The organism is Fictibacillus aquaticus, from assembly GCF_002245695.1.
Lineage (GTDB): Bacteria > Bacillota > Bacilli > Bacillales > Fictibacillaceae > Fictibacillus > Fictibacillus aquaticus.
Window position 1 is genome coordinate 1 of record NZ_NOII01000078.1, and the last position, 3,328, is coordinate 3,328.

A 3,328-nucleotide genomic window follows, 5' to 3' on the forward strand; every position below is an offset into this window, starting at 1 on the left:
ACATAATCCCGATTTTTTTATGGTCAACTGTCGTCAGCCATTCTTTCCAAAGCCATTTCCATTTTTTAAAGTAAGTCAATGTAAAGATAATTCCGAGAGCAGTAATAGCAATGGAAACATCTGCCCCGTAAATCATTGGATTGCCGGTGACGAAAAATTCATCCCATTTCATATGACTTCCTCCTTTCTAATCATGCTGCGAGTGTTTGTTCTCATTATTTTGTACTTTGTTTGGTTTTTCCTTCGACGTCTTGTTATGTGAAGTAGATTCACCTAATCGTTCACGAACATTAGTGGCATACTCAGCATCCTTGGCGTGATCAACCCATCTCAGGTGAGTTGAAGAAAAAGTTTTAGCCTTTGAATGCCCTGTAAGCATCAATTTATCGTATTGTTTTAATGAGAGTTTTGGAGCTTCTTCTTGGATACCTTTGACCCAATCCTCATAATTTTCATCAGTCAGAGCTTTCACACGGAAAACCTGATCGTTAAAGCCCTCCCCATTAAAGTTAGCGTTCCTTCCCTCGAAAACCCCTGGCTTATCTGCTTCTAAAAAGAGTTCATTCTGCATGCCTGCCATAGCATATTTTTGTCCACCCAGCGCAGGTACCCAAAATGATGTCATGGAATCGGCAGAAGTTAATTTAAAAAGGATAGGGCGGTCTGAAGGAATGTTAATATAATTTACAGTTTCGATATTTTCTTCAGGGTAACTGAATATCCATTTCCAGTTTACGGAAGTTGCGTGAATCACAAGAGGTTCTTTATCTGCAGACTCGACTGGTGCCTTATCCAGCGCGTATATAGCTTTAACTGTAGGAATTGAGAGTGCAATAACAATAAGAATAGGAATAGCTGTCCAAATAATTTCTAGAAGAGTACTGCCCTCCTGTTCTGGGGGCTCATAATCGCTTTGCTCTTTTCGTTCTCTATATTTAACGACAATTATCGTAAATAATATGTAGACAACGATGATAATAAACAACATGAAAAAGATCGACAAAAGAATAAGATCTTTTTGAATGCCAGCTACTGGGCCCTTGGGATCAAGAACTACCAAATTGCTGCATCCGCTTAGAAGTGATATAGATAGAAGCAAGCTTGAGGTTAATAACCACTTTATCGGTTTAAACAATAAGTTCACCTTCCTTATAGGATGTAGACATTAAAATGAACACTCTAAATTTAGCAGAGAAATAGTGATTATCAATCGAATTTTATTAAATGTCATAGGAAATTCACCACATTCACGATTTCCACACAATCTCATCAAAAAAGGTTCACTTCTTTGGTAAACCTTTCTATAAAGAAGCTGTTAAGAAAGTTAGATAACACCTATTTGGGTAACTTAGGTAAATGGTTAAATGGAGTTTGTTATCTAGAAAAAATCAAGAGCTGACTCTTTCAGTCGGGCATGAAATATGAACGATATTTTCACAGAATAGGGAGGAGTATAACAATTAAGAACAATGTGATTCCACAAAAAAAACTTCCCAAATCTAAAAAGTCCTATAGTAACAAGTTGGGAGTCACTGATTTGAAAGATAAAAAAGGTCTTGGCATGTGTTATTCATGCGAAGACCTTTTTTTCATTGGAAAAACTGTTTGGGTGGCTTCTCTCACATCAAGAGATTATTAATACTTGCGATTATTGTGGTATTTGAGGAGTTTGTTCTTGTTTCTTCTTTAAAATACCTTTTAACTCTTTGTCATTGACTTTAAGTTTTGCATCCTTGCGTAGCTTTTCTAAAATTTCAGTGATTGGCTTTGCTTTTTGTTGTTTTATCTGTTTTTCGATTTCTTCTTTTTTATCCTTAAACTTATTTTCACGTTCATCGGTAACTTTAATAATGTGGTATCCGTAATTTGATTTTATTGGGTCACTTATTTTATTTTTTTCTATTGAAAAAGCGATTTTGTCAAACTCGGGAACCATGGCACCCTTACTAAAGAAGCCAAGGTCTCCGCCTTTTGACTTTGATCCAGGATCTTTTGAATATTGTTCTGCAAGATTTGCAAAATTCCCACCTTGGTCTAGTTTATTTTTAACTAATTGAGCTGTTTTTTCATCTTCGACCAAGATGTGACTCGCCCTAACTTCAGTTTTGTATTTTTCTTCAAAGACTTTTTTTAATTCAATATCTGAAACTTTCACACCTTCTGTAGCTGCCTTTTCACTAATTAACATGGTTTTAATTCGTTTTTTTAATGATTTTTCATCTTTAATTCCGTTCTGTTCAAGTATTTGTTTAAATGCTTCGTCTCCACCAGCTTCTTTCTTGACTTTTTCGATTTCTTTATCAACTTCATTACCGGATACCTTATACTTCTGCCCGAGAACCATTTGGTCAACCATCTCATTTAGAACTTGCTCTCCGTATTGTCCTTTCATCCTATTATAAAGTTCTTCTTCTGTAATATCTCCCGCACTCGACTGAACAATAGTTTTAGACTCAGAAGCAGTTCCAAAATTACAAGCAGATAATGATATCAGTCCAGTTATTAATCCAATTAAAGTCAACCATTTTTTCATATAATTCACTCCTAAATCAAAGTTGTCATTTTAATTACTTAGGTATAATATAATCTTTTTTTCAGTAAAGAAAGGAAATATGAGACTATTTACAATTTTATTATCCTCATTTAAAAAATTGGTTTACCGGAAATGGGTTAGTCAACTGTTAATTCATTTTCAGTTAACCATTTGTGATTTGTAACTTTTTTTCCGCTTGTAGCTGGAGTATAATCTACCAAATAAACGGTTGTTTGTTCTGCCCAATCTACGACCGCTTTTGCACCTTTCATACCTTTCATATGATCTGCGTTAAGCTTGACGACTGTTCCGGGTTTTAAAGACTCGTTTCCAGCATCCTTAATATCTTCTTGAATTACCCATTTATGATTCTTAATTTTATTTCCACCCGTTGTTGGAGTATAGGAAACTGCATAAGCCGTAGTTTCATAAGCACCAACAATCGTTGCTTTAGCCCCCTTCATTCCCTCCATATGATCAGCATTTATTACAGCTTTACTACCAACTTCAAATGCTGGATATTTATCTTCTTTCAAGTCATTAGGGAGCTTTGGTGAACCCTTATGATTCATACCTTCATGAGTATTTTCTTTTTCATTTGAGTTGTTCTGATTTTCCATATTTCCACATGCTGCTAATGCAAATGAAAGAGAAAGCATTAAGGTTTTTAAAATTTTCTTTTTAAATCTCATAAAAATTCCTCCTTACCAAAGATGAGTAAATTATAAAGTAGAAATGTGAAGAAGATATGAAGTAATATGAATAACTTGCAAAATTGTGTATTTACTGTGAACC

The 3,328-nt window shown here is 34.7% G+C and carries 4 protein-coding genes; all 4 read right to left on the reverse strand.

What is annotated here, in order from left to right; translation table 11 throughout:
* Positions 1-172, reverse strand: a 172-nt coding sequence (locus tag CGZ90_RS21155; protein ID WP_165766935.1) for a hypothetical protein, incomplete at its 3' end; no start/stop codon positions are given.
* 15 nt (positions 173-187) lie between these two features.
* Positions 188-1,144 carry a cytochrome aa3 quinol oxidase subunit II gene (qoxA, locus tag CGZ90_RS19915; protein ID WP_094254221.1) on the reverse strand — a complete coding sequence of 319 codons (957 nt, stop codon included), beginning with the start codon at positions 1,142-1,144 and terminating at the stop codon, positions 188-190.
* Positions 1,145-1,648: 504 nt separating this feature from the next.
* Complete coding sequence (locus tag CGZ90_RS19920) at positions 1,649-2,533, reverse strand: peptidylprolyl isomerase (RefSeq protein ID WP_094254222.1); 885 nt, start codon at positions 2,531-2,533, stop codon at positions 1,649-1,651.
* Between the two features lie 137 nt (positions 2,534-2,670).
* The gene (locus CGZ90_RS19925) at positions 2,671-3,225 is read right to left on the reverse strand and encodes a YdhK family protein (RefSeq protein ID WP_094254223.1); all 555 of its coding nucleotides are present in this window, start codon (positions 3,223-3,225) and stop codon (positions 2,671-2,673) included.
* Between the last annotated feature and the right edge of the window lie 103 nt (positions 3,226-3,328).

Excerpts from the sequence above, each read along its gene's own strand:
- CGZ90_RS19920 (WP_094254222.1), bottom strand. The coding sequence starts at position 2,533 with ATGAAAAAATGGTTGACTTTAATTGGATTAATAACTGGACTGATATCA.
- CGZ90_RS19925 (WP_094254223.1), bottom strand. The coding sequence starts at position 3,225 with ATGAGATTTAAAAAGAAAATTTTAAAAACCTTAATGCTTTCTCTTTCA.